Origin of the sequence: uncultured Anaerovibrio sp. (assembly GCF_947302755.1) — a bacterium.
Lineage (GTDB): Bacteria > Bacillota > Negativicutes > Selenomonadales > Selenomonadaceae > Anaerovibrio.
In genome coordinates, this window is the sequence record NZ_CAMYWM010000214.1 from 1 (window position 1) to 2,507 (window position 2,507).

The following is a 2,507-nucleotide window of genomic DNA, read 5'->3' on the forward strand; positions in this document are numbered from 1 at the left end:
AAAAATTTTTCAAAACCACAGTCACATTTGTTTCACAAGAAAAATCTCTGGCAACTTTTTCCATGTCATAATTAATCTCCTTCACGGGAACGCCACATAGTCTTTCCATCTCTTTGAGATGTGGAGTCATAATAACGGGATTTTCTTTCGCATATTTAATTAGTGCCCCCTTCACATTGGCGCAAATATTAATTCCATCTGCATCTATAATAAGCGGTACACTGGCATTATCAAGGACTGTTGTCACTATTTCCTCAGAAAGTTTTCCGGTTGAAAGACCCGGACCCATCAAAATCACATTGGCCCAGTCAATTGACTCTAAAAGCTTTTCTTTTTCAAAGTTCTCATATCCATAGAACATCGCCTCAGGAATAGCCTGCCTAATAGATTCTATATTGTTTTTATGGGTAAAAACTTTGGTCAAGCCAGCCCCTGCAGTAAGGGCAGCCTTTGCTGACAAATAAAGGGCACCATAAATATTTTCGCTTCCGCCAATAATCAAAATCTTGCCACAGGAGCCTTTGTTTGCTGTAGACTTTCGTTTAGGAAGATCCTTTAAATCTGCTTCTTCCAAAATCATAGCCTTTCCCTCAGTCTCATCCAAATAAATGCCTACATCCGCCACATGAACTTCGCCTGTTGCCTCCTTACATTCTCCTAGCACAAGCCCCTTTTTCATATAGGCAAAAGTAATGGTATCACTGGCCATCACACCAGCCTCTCCCAATAGTTTTCCACAGTCAGTATGGTAGCCTGTAGGAATATCAACAGCTACCACTGGCTTATTAGAATTATTTATAAGCTTTGCCGCTGCCAAATAATCTCCAGAAAGTCCCCGGGTAAGCCCTATTCCAAACATGGAATCTATGTACAAATCAGATGACTGTATTTTTTCTTCATTGAAACCTAAGGCAAAATCCATGCCATAGCTTTCTGCAATTTCTATTTCCTCTTTCAGCTGAGCAGAATATTTGGACTCATCTGCCATCAGAACAGTCTTCACCTGTCTACCAGACAAATACAAAAGCCTTGCAATAGCTACTCCGTCTCCCCCGTTATTTCCAGGTCCACACAGCACGCACACCTGATTAGCCTCAGGGTATTTATCAATGATAAAATCAGCCACAGCCTTTGCCGCCCGCTCCATCAGAACTAGGGATGGTACCTTATGTTTTTCAATAGTAGCCTGGTCGCAGGCTCTCATTTCTTCTGCTGAAAGTATTGGTTTCATAATATTCTATCCTCAAACAACTTCTAAAGTGCTATAATACAGTAATTATAATACTTATTATAGGACAGGAGAATTATTTTGAGAAAGAAAATCGTTATCACTCTTTGGATTTCACTTGTTATCTTGATTATCGCATTCGGTTCCCTTGTGGTTATCCAAAATAAAAAAACTGCCAAGGAAGCAGCTGAAAAAGAACGTATTGAGGCTGAGCAGGAGCAGGCTCGCCTTGAGGCAGAAAAAGCCGAAAAGGAAGCTGCCGAAGCCGCTACCGCTGCAGCTGAACAGGAAGATGAGTACACCTTCACAGATTTTGAGGCTACATACTTTGCAGTTGCTGATGCAACCGTCAGAGAAGAACCATACGACACAGCAGAAATCGTAGGCACACTCTCTATAGACCAGCGAGTTTCAATCGTGGCCACCTGTGACCAGACTGACTACTACAAAATAAAAGTCAGCGACGACTTCGGCTATGTTTCATTTGAAGATGTATCAGAGGAATACATAGACATCCCTCTTCCATCTACATCAAAGCCAGTTCCAACTGCCACAAAAGACATCTTATTCATTGGCAACTCAATAACCATGTATCCTGCCACCAGCGACTGGTGGGGCTCAGGCTGGGGTTGTGGAGCTTCCACTGCAGCAAATGACTACGTACACCTTACCGTAGCCGCAAAGGGATATTCTTCTTACGACTTTATGTCACTTAGAGCATGGGAATTTTCCAACACCAGAAACAAAGAACTTGATGACCTTGACCCATACATCACCAACTACCAGTACGGTACCATCGTCATCGAACTTGGCGAAAACGTAAAGAATCACGAGACCCACTTTTCCGAGGATCTCACCGACATGATCAAATACATCAGAAGCTACAACCCTAACGCACGCATCGTAATGCTTGACAACTTCTGGGCATACTCAAGCATCATCAGCACCAAGAAATCCGTAGCCTCTGCCACAGGTTGCACCTACGTCAGCCTTTCCGACATCCAAGGTGTTGCCGAATACCAGCTTCAGGAAGGCGACGAATACGTCACTCCTGACGGCCGCGTATACACCATCGGCTCCTTCTTGGCCGGTCACCCTAACGACGCCGGCTACGCAGCCATCGCCCAGCACCTCATCGCAGTTCTCTAAAATTCAGCCCCGCTTTGCCGGGGCTTTTTTGCTGCCCTTCTAGGCCTACCCTAGGCCGCGCCCCTGCCACCTGGCCCCGCCCGCCACCACCCTGCAGCGGTAACAATTTTTGCGGATATTATAGTTTTTC

General features: G+C 44.6%; 2 protein-coding genes. One reads left to right on the plus strand and one right to left on the minus strand.

Annotation, left to right across the window (positions count from 1 at the left end):
- Window positions 1-1,231 (minus strand): NAD(P)H-hydrate dehydratase (locus tag Q0Y54_RS12615; RefSeq protein WP_297968688.1); only part of this gene is annotated, 1,231 nt, incomplete at its 3' end.
- Between the two features lie 78 nt (window positions 1,232-1,309).
- On the opposite strand from Q0Y54_RS12615, the gene Q0Y54_RS12620 reads away from it, so the two are divergent.
- Window positions 1,310-2,377, plus strand: coding sequence for an SGNH/GDSL hydrolase family protein (locus Q0Y54_RS12620; protein ID WP_297968691.1), 1,068 nt, complete (start codon window positions 1,310-1,312; stop codon window positions 2,375-2,377).
- Window positions 2,378-2,507: the final 130 nt, after the last annotated feature.